The organism is Nautilia sp. (genome assembly GCF_053994455.1).
In genome coordinates, this window is sequence record NZ_JBMYAU010000070.1 from 1 (window position 1) to 17466 (window position 17466).

Below are 17466 nucleotides of genomic sequence, written 5' to 3' on the forward strand. Positions count from 1 at the left end.
GTGCTTTTAGATATCCGAGGGGAGCTTTTAAGCTTCCGGATGGAATTTTTGAAGCTAAAGATTTTGAGCTTGGAAAAGGTGAAATTTTAATAGATAATGAAAATATTATGTTTATTGCATATGGAAACGGAGTAGGGAAAGCATACAGGATTTATGAAATTCTTAAACAAAAAGGGATTGATACCGGTCTTTTGGATTTAAGATTTGTAAAACCGTTTGATAAAGAACTTTTAAAATCACTTGAAGCTAAAAAATGGTTTGTAATAAGTGACAATGCTAAAGAGGGCGGAATAGGGGAAATGTTAAGTGAGTTTGCAAATGAAGAAAAACTTGAAGTGGAAATTAAGAGTTTTGAATATCCGGATAAATTTATACCTCACGGAAATGTTGACGAGGTTGAAAGATTTTTAGGTTTGGATGAAAAAAGTATCGCTGAAAGAATAGAATCCGATGTTAATAAAGGATTGTTTTATAAAATTAAGAATATGATATAATAAAAAAAATAAAAGGAGTTTAAAATGATAAAAATGGAAGAACTCATTAAAGTCGGAATCGGAAGTGCGTTACTTGCAAAAGAAAAATTTGAAGAACTGATAGAGGAAGCAAAAAAAAGAGGTGAGCTTACTGAAAGCGAAGCCCAAAATCTTATTAATGAGCTTAAACAAGAATCTGAAGATAAATTAAAAGAGCTTCAGAATATGATTAAAGAAGAAGTAAAAAAACAGTTAAACGATCTTGGTGTTGCAACAAAAGAGGACATTGAAGAACTTAAAAAAGAAATAAAAGAGTTAATCAGCAAAAATAATGAAAAATAATCTTTATAAATTAAAAAGAACTCATGAGATAATTTTCATTTTAACAAAATACGGTTTCGGGGATTTGGTAGAAGCCGTAGGAGTGAGTGTCAATTATAAAAAAAAACCAGATTATAAAATCAAAAGACGTGAGAGAATCAGAAAAGTAATCGAAGAACTCGGCCCCACTTTTATAAAACTTGCCCAGTTTCTTTCATTAAGACCGGATTTAATCTCTTTGGAACTGGCAAAAGAACTTGAAAAACTCCAAGACAGTGTATCCCCGCTTCCTTTTGAAGAAATGGAAAATGTTTTAATGGAAGAACTTGCGGAAAAATATAACGATTTTGAAAAAAATTTTAAACTTATTGCAAGCGCATCCATAGGACAGGTTTATAAAGCTGCATTAAAAAGCGGCGATACTGTGGCTGTAAAAATTTTAAAACCCGGTATTGAATCAAAAATTTATTCGGATATTTCAATATTGATGGATTTTGCCAAGCTTCTAAAGGAAAAATTTTTAATATACGGGATAGATACCGTTAAAATTATGGAAGAGTTTGCGGTTTCTATTAAAAGGGAGCTTAATTTTAATTTTGAAGCGCTTAATTTGAAAAGGTTTGCTTCCAATTTCAAAAACAGTTCCTATGTTAAAGTGCCAAAACTGTATGAAAAATACTGTTCAAAACGCGTTTTAACAATGGAATATATTGATGGTATTAAGGTTTCTGAAATTGAGAAATTAAAAAAAGCCGGTTTTAATTTGAAAGAGATTGCGATTAAAGGATTTAATGCTTTTTGCGAACAGATTTTTATACACAGATTTTTTCATGCGGATCCTCATCCCGGGAATATTTGGGTAAGTGACGGAAAGATTGTGTTTTTGGATTTTGGAATAATGGGTAGGTTTAGTGAAGAAGATGCGAAGAATTTAATGGAGTTTTTTTATTTTGTTATTAATAAAAAAGAAGAAGAAGCGGCATTGTGTGTTTTGAAGCTTTCTAAAACCGGTGATAATGTCGATATTTCTTCTTTTAAAAAAGAAATGTCTGATATAATCTCGATGTATTTTTACTCTTCACTGAAAGATTTGGAATTAAGAGCCGTGATTAACGATATTTTAAGGATTATGAACAGATATAAAGTTTATTTAAAAGAAGAAAATTATCTGTTGGCAAAAGCTGTTGTAACTATTGAAGGGGTTGGCAAAAAACTTTATCCCGAATTTAATGCGGTTAAACTTATCAAACCTTTTATAGCAAAACATTATAAAAAATTTGCTTTTTCGGATTTTTTTAAGCAGTCATATTTATTAAATTTGGAGTTTAAAGAGCTTTTGTTTAATTCTCCAAAAGATATTAAAGAGATTATTAATAAACTTAAAAACGGAAAATTAAAAATCGAATTTGAACATATGGGGCTTGACGATTTTGAAAAAACGATTAACAGCTCGGCAAATCGACTTTCAATAGCCATAATCATAGCCGCTATTTTAATAGGTTCGTCTATGATATTAAGTGCTAAAATTCCGCCTTTGATTTACGGCGTCTCCGTTTTTGGAATAGCCGGATTTGCTTTTGCAACGATAATGGGGATAATACTTATTTTTATTTTTATGGGGAAAGATAAATGAATATTAAGACTTTAAAAGAGTTTGCAGCTGAAATTTCATATATTAAGATAAATTTAAACGGTTTTGTTATCGTTGATATTGAAAATAGGGTTTATGTTTTTGATAAAGATTTTAAACTTAAAAACGGGTTTAAAATCAAACTGCCCCAAAATAAACCTTCCGAAAATACTATTGACGTTGATGAAGGGTTTAATTATCTTTTACTGTCGGTTCCGAATAAGCCGTTAACACTTTGGGATATTAAAAACAAAAAGCTTATAAACAAATATGAATGGCATAGGGGCGATGTTTTAAGTGTGGTTTTCGGTGAAAATTATTTTGCAAGTGGCGGGGTGGACGGAAAAATATTTTTATACTCCCTCGCTCTTCGTGAGATGGTTTCCAAAATGGCAAGACATAAGGATTTCATAACCGATTTGACATTCGGTGAAGATGAGATATACGCCTGTGGCTATGATAAAAGCGTGCTTTTTGTGGATCTGTATTCCTTGAAAAAAACGGTAAGGTTTTTGCATCTCAAAAAAACCGTAAAAATTGAAAATAAAGGTTTTTTAACGAGCGCTTCGGAATATTCGGATATTATCAAGTGGAATGCGGAAACGAAAGATGTAAAAGACAAATTAAATCTTTATGAAAAGTTTAATGATTTTTTTATATATGAAAAGTATCTTTTCATTGCGGTCGAGGGAAGAATAGTATTGTATGATTTGGAAAACGAGGTTTTTGTTAATGAAAGGTTTTTAAATGTTGAAGCTTCGAAAATAGCTGTTTATGGCGACCGTCTTTATATTGTCAGGGAAAATGTGCTGGAGTGTATGAAACTGAATGATGAAAACGAAATTTTGGATATGATATTAAAAGGTGATTATAAAAAAGCGTACGAGGCGGTTCTTCTCAATCCTTTTTTAAAAAAAACCCAAAGTTATGCGAAACTTGAAATTTTATATAAAAAAAGCCTTCTAAAAGCCGTTAAATATTTTGAAAACGGATTAAAGTCAAAGGCGGTGGAATTATTGAAGCCTTTTATGGGTGTTTTGGAAAAAAGGGAGGAAATTTCAAAGTTAATTGCCGGATACGAGCATTTTCTGAAATTCAAAAAAGCTTTTGAAAACAGAAATTTTGCACTTTTTTACCATTTGGCTTCCCAATATAAAATACTGAGAAAGACGAAGTATTTCCAGATTGCCGAAAAAGAATGGGAACTTAAATTTGAAGAGGCGAAAAAAGCGGTGCTGGACGGCAATGTTTCTTTGGCGGAGGAAATTTTGCGTGATTTTCTTCCGGTTTCCGAAAAAAGACCCCTGATAAATATACTGTTGAAAAAAGCCGGACTTTTGCAAATGTTAAAAGAAAAACTTGCCAAAAAGGATTTTGGCGGTTTTTTCGCTCTTGTAAAAGAACATCCCGAACTGAGGGATACTAAAGAATATAAAAATGTAATGCATTTCGCCGAAAAATTATACGGTGCGGCATTGCGGGCTTTGGAAGAGGAAAGGTTTAAATACGTACTTAAAATTTCCGAAATTTTAGAAAACATTGAAGGTTACGAAGTAAAGGCAAAGGAACTGCAGTATCAAGCGCTCATATCACTCGATTTTCTGAAAATATTTCAGGACGATAAAAATAAAGCCTTCGAAATGGTTGAAAAATATCCTTTTTTAAAAAAATTAAAAGCGTACAGAATTTACGAGGAACGCTGGAGAAAAAAACTTGAAGAAGCTGAAAAAAGCGCTTTTCAGGGTAAAATAAAGAGCGCCCTTGAAGAGTTGAAGGAATATGAGTATGTGTATGCAAAGAGACCCAGAATAAAAAATATGATTAAAAGCGCCTATTTAAATCATATAAAAAACACCGGGAATAAGGAACTAATTAAAAAATATTTAAAGGTATTCGGAAAAGACGATGAAATTGCAAAACTTGCCTCAAGTGTTTCATAAAAACCGTTTTTCGCTTGTTTTGTCGGGAGGCGGAGCTTTGGGGTTTGCCCATGCCGGGATAATACGCGCTCTCGAAAAAGAGAATTTAATTCCGGCTGAAATCGTTGGCAGCAGTATGGGGGCGGTGATAGGCGCCTGTTATGCAGTGGGAATGAAAAGTGGGGAGATAAAAAACCTTATTTTAAAATTCCATTCATATACGAAGTGGCTGAGGCCGTCCCTTGCAGACGGTTTTGTAAGTATAAAAAAAATATATGAAATTTTTGAAGAGGTTTTCAGAGAGGAAAAAATTGAAAATACGCAAATTCCTTTAAAAATCATTTCTTATTCCCTTACGGATAACGAATGTGCCGTATTTGAAGAAGGCTTAATAAAAGACGCGTTGACCGCGTCGATTTCGGTTCCCGGGATTTTCGAAAGTGCAAAAATAGGGGACAAAGAATATGCGGACGGCTGCCTTTGCGAAAACCTTCCGGTTTCGTTTGCTAAATATTCCTATGTTTTGGCGGTTAATGTACTAAACGGCAGGAGAATGGATACGGACAGAAAAATAAAAAATTGCGGTATGTTTGAAAGACTGGAACTGTTTACAAGGATATTGTTGCAAAAGCAGAGCGAATGTGTGTTGAAAACTCAGTATAACAGACGGATTTTTTTAATCGAACCGGAGTTGAAAAATTTTAATATGTACGATTTTAACAAAACCGAAATTACGAATGTCGGGGATTTTTTCGGAAAATGGCTGGAAAGTTAAAATTTTTTAACCGCTTATGATAAAAAGTTTATTAGAGGAGGATTATCGTAGATAGATAAATGGTACCGGCGGTGGGACTCGAACCCACATGGGCAGAGCCCATCGGATTTTGAGTCCGACGCGTCTACCAGTTCCGCCACGCCGGCACGGAATGAAATTATAGCCATAATTTATATAAATTTCAAGAATTTTGATAAAGAAATATAAGAAATTTTGTAAAGACGGGAAAAAGAACTTATTTGTTTAAAAGTTCTTTTAATTTTTTACCTACTTTGAATTTTACCGATTTTGTTTCAGGAATTTGAACCTCTTTATCGGTTCCCGGCACTCTTGCAACTCTCGGGGCTCTTGTAACCACTTCAAAGCTTCCGAATCCTATGAAACTGACTTTTTTCCCCTCCTTTAGCGCTTCTTCCATTGTTTCGATGGTTGCGTCTATAACGGCGTTTACATCTTTTTTACTTAAACCGGATTTTTCCGCTACCGCTGCAATCAGTTCAGACTTTTTCATTTTTCCTCCTTTTTAATTGGGTGCAAAAAATTTTACTCTTTTTTTTTACCAAAAATCAAGTGTTTCGGGCATTTTTTGATATAATTTTGTTAAAAAAGGCTTAAAATGGACGCATGCGAGCTGCCGAGCGCTAAGAAAACGGAGAGCAAACTGTGTGACGTGCTAAAAAACTCCAAAACCGTTGTGGTTGTGGGTCTTTCCCCTAAAGAGCACAGAGCTTCGAACCAGGTTGCCAAATATATGCAGGAAAACGGATATAAAATCATTCCGGTATATCCGAGGGAAGAAGAAATTTTAGGTGAAAAAGTTTACAGAAGCCTCGATGAAATAGATTTTGAAGTTGATATCGTGGACATATTCAGAAAAGGCGAAGACACCCCTCCTATTGTTGAAAAGGCTGTAAAAATGAAAGGTGTCAAATGTGTGTTTTTACAAGAGGGTGTCTTTAGTGCCGAATCAAAAAAGATTGCCGAAAAGGCGGGTGTTTACTATATAGAAGACAGATGTATAATGGTTGATCATATCAGATGTAAAAAAGAGGGGCTTTTATGATACCTTTTGAAAAAATAAAAACGGCCAATGAAAGAATTAAAAAGGTGGTTTATAAAACGCCTTTTGCGTATGCTCCCGTTCTTTCCCAGAAAGTGGGCAACGAAATTTATTTAAAAAAAGAGAACCTTCAGATTACAGGGGCTTTTAAATTAAGGGGCGCTTTTAACAAAATAGCCTCCATTCCCGAAGAAAAGAGAAAAAGGGGCGTAATAGCGGCAAGTGCAGGAAATCATGCCCAGGGTGTGGCTTTCAGTGCCAATTATTTCAACGTACCGGCTATTATAGTTATGCCCGAAGCCACTCCTCTTACAAAAGTGACGGGGGTTAAGGAGTTCGGGGGAGAAGTGGTGCTGGCTGGCAACAATTACGACGAAGCGTATGAATATGCCGTTGAGCTCGCGAAAGAAAAAGGGCTTGAGTTTATACACCCTTTTGCGGATGACGAGGTAATAGCCGGACAGGGCACTATAGGTATAGAAATTTTAGAGCAGATCCCGGATCTTGATTATATTGTCGTTCCCATAGGAGGAGGCGGTCTGATAAGCGGTATCGCAAGTGCAGCCAAGCAGATAAACCCCCATATAAAGGTTATCGGCGTAACGGCCGCCGGGGCACCAGCTATGAGGCTCAGTTTTCTTTCGGGAAGCGTTCAGGATACCACGTTTGTAAAAACGATAGCCGACGGTATAGCCGTAAGGGATACGAACCCTAAAATGTACGCGCTTGTAAAAGAGGTTGTGGACGATATTGTGGAAGTTGACGACGAAGAGATTGCAAACGCTATACTATTTTTAATGGAAAGACAAAAAGTGGTCGTGGAAGGCGCCGGAGCCGTGGGGGTTGCCGCTCTTTTACATCATAAAATAAAATTCACCGCCCCTAAAAAGGTAGGTGTCGTTTTGAGCGGGGGGAATATCGATGTCACTATGATTAATCTTATTATAGAAAAAGGTCTGTTAAAATCCCACAGAAAAATGAAACTTATCATAAGGCTTGTCGACAAACCGGGTTCTCTTCAGAAGCTTACGGAAATACTTGCGGCGGAAAAAGCCAACATTGTACAGATAGGATACGACAGAACCGATTTGAACCTGGCCATAGGAGATGCGAACGTAACCATAGCCCTTGAAACGAGGGGTCTTGAGCACCAGGAAGCCATTAAAAGGGCTTTACACAAAAACGGTTATAAGTTTGTAGTCGAATAGAATCAAAAGAAATAAATTTTAAGGAGAATTAATGAGTAAATATGAAGTGGTGATAGGACTTGAAGTCCATGTCCAGCTGAACACCAAAACAAAAATTTTCTGCAACTGCGCCACAAGTTTCGGGGATGAGCCGAACACCAACACATGTCCCACGTGTCTCGGGCTACCGGGAGCTTTGCCGGTACTTAACAAAGAGGCCGTAAAAAAGGCCGTTATGTTTGCAAAAGCGGTAAACGCCGAAATTAACAAAAAATCTATTTTTGCCAGAAAAAACTACTTTTATCCGGACCTTCCCAAAGGTTATCAGATCAGCCAGTTCGAAATTCCCATAGTTTCAAAAGGATACCTTGAGATAGAAGTCGGCGGAGAAAAGAAAAAGATAGGTATCACAAGGGCACATCTTGAAGAAGATGCCGGTAAAAACATCCATGACGGCGATGTAAGCAAAGTGGACTTAAACAGGGCGGGCACACCCCTTCTTGAAATAGTGAGCGAACCCGATATGAGAAGCAGCGACGAAGCGATAGCCTATCTTAAAAAGCTTCACGCCATCGTTAAATATTTGGGAATAAGCGACGCGAATATGCAAGAAGGCTCTTTCAGATGCGACGCAAACGTGTCGGTAAGACCTAAAGGACAAAAAGAGTTCGGAACGAGGGTTGAAATTAAAAACATCAATTCTTTCAGGTTTATAAAACAGGCGATTGAGTATGAAATCGAAAGGCATATAGAAGCGTACGAATATGACGAATATGAAGAGGAAGTGGTACAGGAAACGAGGCTTTTCGATTCGAAAACCGGAGAGACGAGAAGTATGAGAGGAAAAGAGGAGTCTGCCGATTACAGGTATTTCCCGGATCCGGATCTTCTGCCGCTTGAAGTGCCCGATGAGTTTTTTGATATAGAAATACCGGAACTTCCGGATGAAAAAAAAGAAAGATATATGAGCGAATTCGGGCTTAAGGAGTACGATGCCGGAGTTTTGACGGCGGAACCTGAGCTTGCGGCTTATTTTGAGGATATGGTTAAAAGGGGATGCGAACCGGTTATGGCAAACAACTGGCTGGCCGTGGAGCTTCTCGGAAGACTTAACAAAGCGGGACTGTCCATTGAAACGTCGCCTGTAGGCAGCGAAAAACTTTCAATGCTTGTTTTGAGAATCAAAGATGCGACCATAAGCGGGGCGGGAGGTAAAAAGGTGCTCGATTTACTGATGGAGGAAGATATAGAAGTGGATGTTGCCATTGAAAAACTCGGCCTTAAACAGGTGAGCGACGAAAGCGCCATTGAAAAAATGGTTGATGAAATCCTTTCTGCTAATGAGGACAAAGTGGCGGAATACAAAGCCGGAAAGGAAAAACTGTTCGGGTTTTTTGTAGGTCAGGTTATGAAAGCGAGCAGAGGAAAGGCCAACCCGCAGGTGGTTAATAAAATTTTAAAAAGCAAGCTCTCTTGAATTTCAAAAAAGTAATTATAAAAGCCCTTGTGGCTTTTGCCTTTTATCTTGACAGTAATCTCAGGTATAAAAAAATCAAAGGTTTTTTCCGCAAGCTTATGAACGATGATGAATACATTTTTAAAAAAGCTTTTGATTTTTTTATGCTTTTGCTTGTTATATCAAGCGTGGGGATACTTCTTTACGATATAAAACACAGATTGAACCCCTGGATAGAAAACTTTGATTTTTATGTGGTTACCACAATTTTTGCCGTTGAATATATAATAAGGCTCTGGGTATATAACGACACCCATAAAATTATACTTGAAGAATATGAAGAATCCACGTTTTTGGAAAGGGAATTTTCCATAAAAAACGTTGTGAAAAAAGCGCTTTTGAAAAAATGGGAATATATCAAATCCCCTTTTGCGATTATCGATTTTCTTGCGATTCTTCCGGGATTCAGATCTTTAAGGATACTCAGAATTTTCGTTATATTCAGACTTTTTAAAGTTTTGCGGTACACAAAAAGCATTAACACGTTTTTAGAGGTCCTCGCAAACAAAAAATTCGAGCTTACCATATTACTGCTTGCCGTAGGATTCGTCACTTTTATAGGAGGGGTGGTCATTTATGTTTTCGAAGCGCACACCAATCCGAAAATAGTGACGATATTCGATGCGATATACTGGTCTTTGATAACCATTTCCACCGTAGGATACGGCGATATTACCCCGGTTACGGAAGAGGGCAAGGTTCTTACCATGTTTTTGATTATAGTGGGAATCGGGTTTATTTCTTTTTCAACCTCCATTATAGCCTCCGCTTTTACGGAAAAACTTCAGGAACTGAAAGCTGACAGGGTGTTCAGGATTATTAAAAATATGAACGACGCCTATTTGATATGCGGTTATTCGAATGAAGCCGAGATTCTTGCGGAAAGATTCAGACACGACGGTGTGGATTTCGTTATTGTCGATATGGATGAGGAGAGGGTTCAGAAGGCATCTTCTAAGGGATATATATCTTTAAAGGGGGATGTTACTCAAAAATCTTTTTTGCAGGTACTTGATTTTAACAAAATCTCAAAAATTTTCGTTCTTACCAATAACGATATCAGCAATTCGTTTATTGTATTGAGCGTTAAGGCGTATTCTAAGGGTGCCGAAATAATTTCACTCGCAAACGACGAAAGAAACGTCAGCAAAATAAAAAAAGCAGGTGCCGATTATGTTGTGGTGCCATCGACAGTTACGGCTTTGCTTACGGCGGAATATATAGGCAACCCCATAACGTTTGAGGTTATAGACGCCATTTTAACGGAAAGAAGAAACGCCATTATAGATGAAATTATCGTTATTAAAGACTCCATACTTGACGGTAAAATTGTCGGAGAGATAGATTTCGACAGATTTAAAATAATACTTTTCGGTGTTTTGAAAAGGAACGAATCCCCTCTTTTAAACGAAACTCTGCAGATAGAAAAGGGGCATTTTTATTTCAACCCGCCTTTTGATTTGAAACTTGAAGAGGGTGACATACTTGTGATAATGGGTTACAGTGTGAGTGTAAATTACTTTAAATACCAGATAGAAAGAAGCAGTATATGAGAATAGCTATTTTCGGGTTTGACGATTTCGGTGAAAGGGTAGCTAAATTTTTAAATAAAAAAGACATTGTCGTCGTTGTACTTGATGAAAAGGAAGAGGCAAGGGCGAGGGAGAAACTTTACGACGTTGTTAAACTGCATAATATAGACGATGACGAAATTGCGAAAATAGAGGATTTTGACATAGCCATTGCCGTTTTCCACGACGAGGATAAAAACCTTTTCTTGTGTCTTACATTAAGGGATCTTTTTCCGGGTAAAAAAATAATCGCCAAAGTCGCCGACAAGGACAACGAATACAAATATAAACTTGCGGGGGTGAGCAAACTTATAAACCCTTTCGAAGTAACCGCCAACAGAATAATGACCATTTTAAAAAAACCGCTGACACTTAAGGTTATAGAGGAGATTATCTTTCAGGACAATAAACTTTCCTTTGCGGAAATAACGATTCCTGCAAACTCGTTTTTGGACAAAAAATATATAAAAGACGTTTTTAAGGATATTTCTTCTCTGTATAATCTTCTTATAATCGGTATAGTCGATAAAGAGCTTTCTCAAAACGTTCAGTTTGTGACAAAAGGATATAATCATAAAATTGACGAGGGTGATATACTTATAGTGGTGGGGGACGTAGAAGAAATTGCAAGATTCAAAGAAGATTTGAAAAATTTTCACGGAGGTGTAAAATGATTTCTGTAATAGGCAGCGGTGCATGGGGAAGCGCTTTGTATTATGCGCTTAAGCTTAAAATAAAAAACGCGCTGATTACTTCACGCAGAAAAAGGGATATTGAAGGTTTTGTACCGCTGAAAAAAGCGCTTCAAAACGAATATATATTAATAGCGATAGCCTCTCAGTCCGTTAAGGAATTTTTAAAAACGGTGGATTTGTCCAAAAAGAAGGTACTGGTCGCAAGCAAGGGGATAGATAACGAAGAGCTCAAATTTTTAAATGATATTTTTGAAGAATATGTTAAAAAGGAGAACCTCGCATTTATTTCGGGCCCTTCATTCGCAAAAGAGGTTAAAGAAAACAAACCCACCGCTCTTGTGATAGCTTCTGAGAATATAGCTCTTGCCGAAGAATTTAAGGCTTTTTTCCCGTCTTTTTTGAAAATATACACCGATACGGATGTTGCCGGCGTGGAGGTTGCAGGCGCTTATAAAAACGTAATAGCCATAGCAGCGGGAATCTGTGAGGGGCTTGAACTCGGAAAAAATGCAAAAGCCGCCCTTCTTGCGAGGGGACTTGTGGAAATGGAAAGGTTCGGAAGATTTTTCGGTGCGAAAAAAGACACGTTTTTAGGCGTTGCGGGGGCTGGGGATCTGTTTTTAACGGCCAATTCCACAATGAGCAGAAACTACAGGGTCGGACTTAATCTCGCCAAAGGCAAAATACTTGCTGACATATTAAACGAACTCGGTGAAGTGGCGGAAGGGGTGTATACTACAAAAGCGATATATAAACTTTCCGAAAGAAACGGTATTTACACACCTATTGCAAACGAAGTGTATAAAATAATTTATGAAAACAAAAAACCGGTCACATCACTGCGGGATCTGCTTAAATAACCCCGCAGAGGGAGGAAATTATTTTGCTTTTTTTACCGCACCCGCTACTATTGAAAGCATAAGACCTGTTGCGATTACACACATAGCTATTGCTATAAATCCGCTGAATCCCATTTTTTCTCCTTTTTTTGGTTTGGATTATTATAACAAATTATGTGAATATGTGAATGAAATTTGTTAAAATTTGCAAAAAAAAGTGAAAAAGATGAGACTTGATCAGTATCTGGTAACAAATGAATATACATTTAGCAGAAACAAGGCGCAGGAAATTATAAAGAAAGGATATGTAAAAGTTAATGATAAAATCGTTAAAAAACCTTCTTTCAATGTTACGGACGGTGATAAGATAGATATTTTAAACAAAGAAAAGTATGTTTCAAGAGCCGCTTACAAACTTAAAAACTATCTTGAAAAACACGGACTTTCTTTTAAAGGAAAAACTGTTCTCGACATAGGCTCGAGCACAGGGGGCTTTACTCAGGTTTCGTTGGAAAAAGGGGCTGAAAAAGTTGTGTGTGTGGATGTCGGGGCCAATCAGCTCCATTTTACGCTAAGAAACAATCCTAAAATAGAACTTTATGAAAACACCGATATTAGAAACTTTAAATATGACAGAAAATTCGATGTAATCGTAAGCGACGTTAGTTTTATTTCGCTTCTTAAAATAATTGACAAAGTCGATGAAGTTTCGGAAGGAGAAATTGTTTTGCTTTTCAAACCCCAGTTTGAAGTCGGAAGAGATGTTAAAAGGGATAAAAAGGGGGTCGTTACGGATATGGAAGCCGTAAAAAAAGCCAGGGATAGTTTCGAAAAAGCATGCAAAAATTCTGGCTGGGAGCTTTTACGTGCCGAAGAGTCATCACTTAAGGGAAAAGAAGGGAACACGGAATATATATATCATTTTAAAAAACTTTGATATAATCGCACAAAAAAGGTCTGCATTGATAAAAAGATACCCTACACGTAAAATCAAAATCGCAGATGTGGAAATAGGTGGTGACGCTCCCGTTTCGGTGCAGTCTATGACTTATTCGAAAACCAAAGACGTTAAAAGCACGCTCGATCAGATAAACAGGCTTTATTTTGCAGGAGCCGATATCGTAAGGGTGGCGGTTCTTGACGGTGAAGACGCAGCAGCTTTGAAGGAAATAAAAAAACACTCTCCCCTTCCTATAGTGGCCGATATACATTTTAATTACAGACTCGGGCTGAAAGCTGCGGAAGTTGTGGACGCTCTTAGGATTAATCCGGGGAATATCGGGGGAAAAGAGAGGGTTAAGGCTATTGTGAAAGTATGCAGGGAAAGAAATATTCCCATAAGGATAGGCGTGAATGCCGGAAGTCTGGAAGAACATCTTGAAAAAAAATACGGACAGACCCCCAAAGCCATGGTCGAATCGGCTCTGTGGCACATTAAATTTTTGGAAGATCTGGATTTTACCGATATCAAAGTTTCTCTTAAAGCAAGTGACGTTCAAAGGACGGTAGAAGCCTACAGAATGTTAAGACCGCTTGTGGATTATCCTTTTCATTTAGGCGTTACCGAAGCGGGTACGAAGTTTCACGCGACTATTAAAAGCGCCGCTGCGTTCGGGGCTTTGCTGCTTGATGGAATAGGCGACACCCTCAGGGTTTCGATAACGGGAGAGCTTGAAGAGGAAATAAAGGTTGGCAAAGCGATTCTTAAGGATTTAGGATTGATAAAAGAGGGCGTTAACATTATTTCGTGTCCTACGTGCGGGCGGATTGAAGTGGATCTGCCGCCTATTGTAGAGGCTGTGGAGAAGGCTACGAAAGATATTAAAAAACCGCTTAACCTTGCCGTTATGGGATGTGTGGTAAACGCGATAGGTGAAGCGAAAGAAGCCGATGTTGCCATTGCCTGCGGCAAAGGCTACGGGCTTATTATAAAAAAAGGCGAAATAATAGGAAAATATAAAGAAAACGAACTTCTTGAAAGATTTTTAGAAGTTGTGAAAAAGGAGAGCGAATGAGTGCGGAAATGATGATTTACATAATAGGCGCTTCTATTTTTTCAATGGCGTTTATTTTTATTTTTATGCTGCTTAGAAAAATTGAAATCACCGAAGAGAAGATTCTTAAAATTCTCGGAGAACATGCGGATGAAATAAAAAACGCAAAAAACGACGAGGAGCTTAAAAAGCTTATAAGGGCGCTTCCTAAGAAAAAAAGAACGAAACTCAAGACTCTTTTCGAATCCCAGGATCTGCAGGATGCCATTAAGCATATAAAAAAACACGTTTTAAAAATCAATCCTCGGGAAGATGAAGACGCAGTTCGGGATTAGCAAGCACTTCGTTTATTAAAATTTCGAAATCCTCTTTTCTGTTTTTGACTATTTTGAAATTTTCTTCGTTTTCAGATAAAATAACGCCAATGTCGATAGGGTTTTTCGTGGCTTTTAAACGTTTTATTAAATCTGTGTTTTCCGTTTCGATAAGTATGCTTTTATACTGCAGCGTAGCTATTGTGTCTTTGTACGGATATGTGATTTTCAATACCATTAAAACCCTTTTTTGCAATTTTATCATAAAAGGAAATAATTGTGGAACTTTATAATCTCGATATAGAAAGAGGAATATTAAGCGCGATACTGTTTGACGGCAGGGTGTATGAGGATGTGGCGGCTATTTTAAAGCCGTTTGACTTTTACCTTCCTTTTCATCAGAAAGTGTTTGCGGCTATGGAGGAGCTTTATAAAAAAGATTATCCCATAGATGAAATTTTTTTAAAAGATTATCTTATTAAACAGAATTCGTTTGACGAAGAGCTGTTTTTGGAAATTTTGGGAACCGCGCCGGTGGAGGCGGTTGAGGCTTATGCGAGGGAGATTAAGGATCTCTCCGTTAAAAGGGAGCTTATACATCTTTCGAACGAAATAAAAAAAACGGTCCTTGAAGAGGATAAAAAAGCGGTGGAAGAGGTTGAGGAGATACAAAGCAGGCTTTTTAGCATAGCAACCTCAAATCTTGCCGGGGATTTTAAAAACTCGGAAGCCATTATAAACGATACGCTCGAATATATAAAAACACAGGTGAGCAAACAGAACAAAATCGTAACGGGGCTTGATACGGGGTTTGTGGAGCTTAACAGACTTACAAGCGGATTCGGAGAGGGGGATCTCATAATCCTTGCGGCAAGACCTTCAATGGGAAAAACGGCTTTAGCCTTGAATCTCGCTTTAAACGTTTTGAAACAGGATAAAGGCGTTGCGATATTTTCCCTTGAGATGCCGGCCGAGCAGCTTATGCTCAGAATGCTCAGCGCCGCGGGTAAAATCCCTCTTCAGGATTTAAGAAGAGGCAATCTTGACGACAACGAATGGAGCAGGCTCACAGCCGTGGCCGACGAGCTCAGCGAAAAGCCGCTTTTTGTGGATGACGAGGGAAATGTTAATATACACACGATAAGGGCTAAGCTTAGAAAATTGAAAATGCAAAACCCCGACCTTTCTTTAGCCGTGGTGGATTACCTTCAGCTTATAAGCTCGGATCAGAGGGAGAGGCATCTGGCCATTGCGGAGATAAGCAGAAGCCTTAAGCTTCTTGCAAGAGAACTTCAAATACCTCTTATAGCGCTTTCTCAGCTTAACCGTTCGCTTGAAAGCCGTCCGAATAAAAGGCCTATGCTGAGCGACCTGAGGGAATCGGGGGCGATTGAGCAGGATGCCGATATTATTATGTTTATTTACAGGGACGACGTGTATAAGGCTATGGAGGCTAAACAGAAACAAAAAGAAGCCCTTGAAAAAGGAAAAGCGGTGGAAATCGACTTTCAGGAAAAAGAGGTTGAAGATGCCGAAATAATCATAGGAAAGCAGAGAAACGGGCCGACGGGCACCGTTGAGATGCTGTTTCATAAAAAATATACCCTCTTTACCGACAAAGTCAGCGAAGTTCAAGAAATTCAGATGAATGAAGCCGAAATAGACATACCGCCGATTTAAGGAATGCGTTATGACCGAAAAAGAAAAACAAAAAGCCCTGAAACTGAGTGAAGGGTTAAAAGATGAATTTGATGAAAAAGAGGTTGAAAATTTTTTTCACAAATTCAAAAATTTAAGTTTTATAGATGATATGAAACTGCTTTTTGAAATGATAACCGATAAGGATTACTCCCTCTCCCCCTCCACGTACGCCGTTATAGCCGGGGCGCTTGCCTATGTTGTGCTGCCTTTTGACGTTTTACCCGATTTTTTGCCCGGAATAGGGTTTATAGACGACGCTTTCGTTATTTCCGCAGTCATAAAGAAGCTAAAAGACGAAATCGAAAATTATAAAAGATTCAAGAATGAAAAATATTGAAAAATTTTATTTTAAATTGCTATTTAGCGAAAGTATTAATGTAAAAGAAGCGGCAAAAGAGTTAAATGTAACACTCAGAAGTATTCAAAACTATATTAAAACACTGCAAAAATATTATGAAATAGAAAAAGTTAAAAAAGGAGAATACAAACTAAAAGAAAAACCATCACTTTTAGAAAATGAGCTTTTTGAACTTTTTAAAGAGTTTGTTTTTTCGGTTAATCTTCATATTTTTAAAAAATATGAGAATGAAATAAAAAAAATTTTCTTTAAAGAAAACAAAAATATAGTATCAAATTTAAAAATTGAAAGTTTCGATATTTTAAGCTTAAAAGCTTATCTTTATTTTATAAAAGAAAACATTTCTCTAAATATTGAATATAAAAGCAAAAGCTATACAATTCATCCCTTGAAAATAGGAAACTTTGATTTAAGATGGTATCTTTTCGGATATGATTTAAAAGAAGAAAAAATCAAAACTTTTCATATAAACTCCATCTCTTCTTTTACTCCTCTAAACGATAATCTCCTAAATAAACAAATCAATATAAATTTTGATTCTAAATATTTCAGCCATAATAAAAAAAGCACGGTTATAAAAGTAAAAAAAGAATTTAAAAACTATTTCGAAAAAGAAAAGTTTGAATTTGAATATTATCATATAAAAGAACTTGTGGAATTTGTTAAAAAACATCTCACAATGATTGAGCTTGAAGATAAGCATTTAAAAGACAAAATTAAAAATATTTTGCTAAAAGAGATTGAAACTTTATAAATTTGTTATAATTTTATAAAAACGGAGAAGAAAATGACTCAAACTATTGAAAATCCAACAATTATTCTGCCAAAAGAGTCTGATAAATTAATAAAAGAATCTTTTAAAAAAAAGAAATCAAAAAAGCGTGTAAATAATAAGAAAACAAGAAAACATCATAACTTAAACTGGTTAAATGAGATATAAACTTTTTCCACTCTCAGAACTGCTCAATTTTACTTCTAAATCTCAAATCAAAAAACTTCTAAAAACTTTTCATTGTGATAAAAATAAGGATTTAGAGTCTTTTTTACACAATAAAGCTGTTTTATTTGAAGAAAAGGGAAGAAGCAGGACGTATCTGTATGTTGATACAAACA

20 protein-coding genes, 1 tRNA gene and 1 pseudogene are annotated in these 17466 nt (G+C 36.8%); 19 read left to right on the forward strand and 3 right to left on the reverse strand.

The genetic code is table 11. The annotated features are described in order from the left end of the window. The 5 genes from ACXJIE_RS05095 to ACXJIE_RS05115 all read left to right on the forward strand — a co-directional run. Positions 1-494, forward strand: a 494-nt coding sequence (locus ACXJIE_RS05095) for a transketolase C-terminal domain-containing protein (protein WP_456479891.1), incomplete at its 5' end; no start/stop codon positions are given. Positions 495-518: 24 nt separating this feature from the next. Next, positions 519-815 (forward strand): phasin family protein, encoded by a 297-nt coding sequence (locus tag ACXJIE_RS05100; protein WP_456479892.1) that lies wholly within the window; start codon positions 519-521, stop codon positions 813-815. Further along, on the forward strand, positions 805-2427 hold the full coding sequence (locus tag ACXJIE_RS05105) for an ABC1 kinase family protein (protein ID WP_456479893.1): 1623 nt from the start codon (positions 805-807) through the stop codon (positions 2425-2427). The genes ACXJIE_RS05100 and ACXJIE_RS05105 overlap by 11 nt, the downstream gene beginning before the upstream one ends. Continuing rightward, positions 2424-4364, forward strand: a complete 1941-nt coding sequence (locus ACXJIE_RS05110) for a WD40 repeat domain-containing protein (protein WP_456479894.1) — start codon at positions 2424-2426, stop codon at positions 4362-4364. The genes ACXJIE_RS05105 and ACXJIE_RS05110 overlap by 4 nt, the downstream gene beginning before the upstream one ends. Continuing rightward, entirely contained in the window at positions 4330-5118 is a 789-nt protein-coding gene (locus tag ACXJIE_RS05115) for a patatin-like phospholipase family protein (RefSeq protein ID WP_456479895.1), read from the forward strand. The genes ACXJIE_RS05110 and ACXJIE_RS05115 overlap by 35 nt, the downstream gene beginning before the upstream one ends. Positions 5119-5178: 60 nt before the next feature. On the opposite strand, the gene ACXJIE_RS05120 is transcribed toward ACXJIE_RS05115, so the two are convergent. Both ACXJIE_RS05120 and ACXJIE_RS05125 read right to left on the reverse strand, forming a co-directional pair. Next, positions 5179-5264: transfer RNA gene (locus ACXJIE_RS05120), tRNA-Leu, on the reverse strand. 89 nt (positions 5265-5353) lie between these two features. Further along, positions 5354-5629 (reverse strand): HU family DNA-binding protein, encoded by a 276-nt coding sequence (locus ACXJIE_RS05125; RefSeq protein ID WP_456479896.1) that lies wholly within the window; start codon positions 5627-5629, stop codon positions 5354-5356. A 105-nt stretch (positions 5630-5734) separates the two neighbouring features. Between ACXJIE_RS05125 and ACXJIE_RS05130 the strand changes: the two genes are divergently transcribed. The 9 genes from ACXJIE_RS05130 (at position 5735) to ACXJIE_RS05170 (ending at position 14315) form a co-directional block, all read left to right on the forward strand. Further along, positions 5735-6181, forward strand: a complete 447-nt coding sequence (locus ACXJIE_RS05130; RefSeq protein ID WP_456479897.1) for a CoA-binding protein — start codon at positions 5735-5737, stop codon at positions 6179-6181. Beyond that, the gene (gene ilvA / locus ACXJIE_RS05135) at positions 6178-7386 is read left to right on the forward strand and encodes a threonine ammonia-lyase (RefSeq protein WP_456479898.1); all 1209 of its coding nucleotides are present in this window, start codon (positions 6178-6180) and stop codon (positions 7384-7386) included. Before ACXJIE_RS05130 ends, ilvA begins: the two co-directional genes overlap by 4 nt. A 31-nt stretch (positions 7387-7417) precedes the next feature. Beyond that, positions 7418-8842, forward strand: coding sequence for an Asp-tRNA(Asn)/Glu-tRNA(Gln) amidotransferase subunit GatB (gene gatB, locus ACXJIE_RS05140; protein ID WP_456479899.1), 1425 nt, complete (start codon positions 7418-7420; stop codon positions 8840-8842). Beyond that, entirely contained in the window at positions 8839-10434 is a 1596-nt protein-coding gene (locus ACXJIE_RS05145) for an ion transporter (RefSeq protein ID WP_456479900.1), read from the forward strand. The genes gatB and ACXJIE_RS05145 overlap by 4 nt, the downstream gene beginning before the upstream one ends. Next, positions 10431-11126, forward strand: coding sequence for a potassium channel family protein (locus ACXJIE_RS05150; RefSeq protein ID WP_456479901.1), 696 nt, complete (start codon positions 10431-10433; stop codon positions 11124-11126). Before ACXJIE_RS05145 ends, ACXJIE_RS05150 begins: the two co-directional genes overlap by 4 nt. Then, the gene (locus ACXJIE_RS05155) at positions 11123-12007 is read left to right on the forward strand and encodes an NAD(P)H-dependent glycerol-3-phosphate dehydrogenase (protein ID WP_456479902.1); all 885 of its coding nucleotides are present in this window, start codon (positions 11123-11125) and stop codon (positions 12005-12007) included. Before ACXJIE_RS05150 ends, ACXJIE_RS05155 begins: the two co-directional genes overlap by 4 nt. Positions 12008-12212: 205 nt before the next feature. Beyond that, on the forward strand, positions 12213-12923 hold the full coding sequence (gene tlyA / locus ACXJIE_RS05160) for a 23S rRNA (cytidine-2'-O)-methyltransferase TlyA (protein ID WP_456479903.1): 711 nt from the start codon (positions 12213-12215) through the stop codon (positions 12921-12923). A gap of 25 nt (positions 12924-12948) precedes the next feature. Next, positions 12949-14001, forward strand: a complete 1053-nt coding sequence (gene ispG / locus ACXJIE_RS05165) for a flavodoxin-dependent (E)-4-hydroxy-3-methylbut-2-enyl-diphosphate synthase (protein WP_456479904.1) — start codon at positions 12949-12951, stop codon at positions 13999-14001. Then, on the forward strand, positions 13998-14315 hold the full coding sequence (locus tag ACXJIE_RS05170; RefSeq protein WP_456479905.1) for a 4-hydroxy-3-methylbut-2-en-1-yl diphosphate synthase: 318 nt from the start codon (positions 13998-14000) through the stop codon (positions 14313-14315). Before ispG ends, ACXJIE_RS05170 begins: the two co-directional genes overlap by 4 nt. Here ACXJIE_RS05170 and ACXJIE_RS05175 read toward each other — a convergent pair. Next, a complete protein-coding gene (locus tag ACXJIE_RS05175) occupies positions 14278-14532 on the reverse strand; it encodes a hypothetical protein (protein WP_456479906.1) in 255 nt (84 codons plus the stop codon). The genes ACXJIE_RS05170 and ACXJIE_RS05175 overlap by 38 nt on opposite strands. A gap of 41 nt (positions 14533-14573) precedes the next feature. Between ACXJIE_RS05175 and ACXJIE_RS05180 the strand changes: the two genes are divergently transcribed. The 5 genes and pseudogenes from ACXJIE_RS05180 to ACXJIE_RS05200 form a co-directional block, all read left to right on the forward strand. Further along, positions 14574-15974 carry a replicative DNA helicase gene (locus ACXJIE_RS05180; RefSeq protein WP_456479907.1) on the forward strand — a complete coding sequence of 467 codons (1401 nt, stop codon included), beginning with the start codon at positions 14574-14576 and terminating at the stop codon, positions 15972-15974. 10 nt (positions 15975-15984) lie between these two features. Continuing rightward, positions 15985-16332 carry a YkvA family protein gene (locus tag ACXJIE_RS05185; protein ID WP_456479908.1) on the forward strand — a complete coding sequence of 116 codons (348 nt, stop codon included), beginning with the start codon at positions 15985-15987 and terminating at the stop codon, positions 16330-16332. Further along, positions 16319-17107, forward strand: a complete 789-nt coding sequence (locus ACXJIE_RS05190) for a WYL domain-containing transcriptional regulator (RefSeq protein WP_456479909.1) — start codon at positions 16319-16321, stop codon at positions 17105-17107. The genes ACXJIE_RS05185 and ACXJIE_RS05190 overlap by 14 nt, the downstream gene beginning before the upstream one ends. A gap of 33 nt (positions 17108-17140) precedes the next feature. Continuing rightward, a complete protein-coding gene (locus ACXJIE_RS05195) occupies positions 17141-17293 on the forward strand; it encodes a hypothetical protein (RefSeq protein ID WP_456479910.1) in 153 nt (50 codons plus the stop codon). Next, positions 17283-17466, forward strand: a pseudogene (locus ACXJIE_RS05200) (hypothetical protein); the annotation flags it as partial. The gene ACXJIE_RS05195 and the pseudogene ACXJIE_RS05200, both read left to right, overlap by 11 nt.

Coding starts and splice junctions, on each gene's coding strand:
- ilvA (WP_456479898.1), top strand. CDS start 6,178: ATGATACCTTTTGAAAAAATAAAAACGGCCAATGAAAGAATTAAAAAG.
- ACXJIE_RS05195 (WP_456479910.1), top strand. CDS start 17,141: ATGACTCAAACTATTGAAAATCCAACAATTATTCTGCCAAAAGAGTCT.
- ACXJIE_RS05105 (WP_456479893.1), top strand. CDS start 805: ATGAAAAATAATCTTTATAAATTAAAAAGAACTCATGAGATAATTTTC.
- gatB (WP_456479899.1), top strand. CDS start 7,418: ATGAGTAAATATGAAGTGGTGATAGGACTTGAAGTCCATGTCCAGCTG.
- ACXJIE_RS05110 (WP_456479894.1), top strand. CDS start 2,424: ATGAATATTAAGACTTTAAAAGAGTTTGCAGCTGAAATTTCATATATT.
- ACXJIE_RS05125 (WP_456479896.1), bottom strand. CDS start 5,629: ATGAAAAAGTCTGAACTGATTGCAGCGGTAGCGGAAAAATCCGGTTTA.
- ACXJIE_RS05100 (WP_456479892.1), top strand. CDS start 519: ATGATAAAAATGGAAGAACTCATTAAAGTCGGAATCGGAAGTGCGTTA.
- ACXJIE_RS05190 (WP_456479909.1), top strand. CDS start 16,319: ATGAAAAATATTGAAAAATTTTATTTTAAATTGCTATTTAGCGAAAGT.
- ACXJIE_RS05130 (WP_456479897.1), top strand. CDS start 5,735: ATGGACGCATGCGAGCTGCCGAGCGCTAAGAAAACGGAGAGCAAACTG.
- tlyA (WP_456479903.1), top strand. CDS start 12,213: ATGAGACTTGATCAGTATCTGGTAACAAATGAATATACATTTAGCAGA.
- ACXJIE_RS05115 (WP_456479895.1), top strand. CDS start 4,330: ATGAAATTGCAAAACTTGCCTCAAGTGTTTCATAAAAACCGTTTTTCG.
- ACXJIE_RS05150 (WP_456479901.1), top strand. CDS start 10,431: ATGAGAATAGCTATTTTCGGGTTTGACGATTTCGGTGAAAGGGTAGCT.
- ACXJIE_RS05185 (WP_456479908.1), top strand. CDS start 15,985: ATGACCGAAAAAGAAAAACAAAAAGCCCTGAAACTGAGTGAAGGGTTA.
- ACXJIE_RS05175 (WP_456479906.1), bottom strand. CDS start 14,532: ATGGTATTGAAAATCACATATCCGTACAAAGACACAATAGCTACGCTG.
- ACXJIE_RS05170 (WP_456479905.1), top strand. CDS start 13,998: ATGAGTGCGGAAATGATGATTTACATAATAGGCGCTTCTATTTTTTCA.
- ACXJIE_RS05155 (WP_456479902.1), top strand. CDS start 11,123: ATGATTTCTGTAATAGGCAGCGGTGCATGGGGAAGCGCTTTGTATTAT.